1 protein-coding gene is annotated in these 633 nt (G+C 65.9%); it reads right to left on the bottom strand.

The window, feature by feature from the left end; all coding sequences use genetic code 11:
• Positions 1 to 633 (bottom strand): cbb3-type cytochrome c oxidase subunit I (locus ACYSM9_RS21890; protein WP_461859049.1); only part of this gene is annotated, 633 nt, incomplete at both ends.

Here is a 633-nt window from a genome sequence, read left to right as displayed (position 1 = left end):
CTCGGAGACGATGCCGAAGAACGGCAGCGCGATGATGTACACCTCGGGGTGGCCGAAAAACCAGAACAGGTGCTGCCACAGGATGGCGCCGCCGTTGGCCGGATCGAAGATGTGGGCGCCGAACTTCCGGTCCGCGCCGAGCGCGAACAGGGCCGCCGCCAGCGGCGGGAACGCCATGATCACCAGGATGGCGGTGACCAGGGTGTTCCAGGTGAAGATCGGCATCCGCCACATGGTGAGCCCGGGGGCGCGCATGCAGATGATGGTGGTGATGAAGTTGACCGCGCCGAGGATGGTGCCGAAGCCGGACAGCGCCAGGCCGAAGACCCACAGGTCACCGCCGACGCCCGGGGTGAACGTGGTGTTGGACAGCGGCGCGTAGGCGAACCAGCCGAAGGACGCCGAGCCCTGCGGGGTGATGAACCCCGAGACCGCGATGGTGGAACCGAACAGGAAGAACCAGAACGCCAGCGCGTTCAGCCGCGGGAAGGCCACGTCCGGGGCGCCGATCTGCAGCGGCATGATCACGTTGGCGAACCCGGCGAACAGCGGGGTGGCGAACATCAGCAGCATCATGGTGCCGTGCATGGTGAACAGCTGGTTGTACTGCTCCTTGGTCTGCAGGATCTGCAT

The sequence above is a fragment of the Arthrobacter sp. C152 genome, from assembly GCF_054890965.1.
Note: the sequence above shows the minus strand (reverse complement) of the source record. Positions and strands in the feature narration are given on the sequence as shown.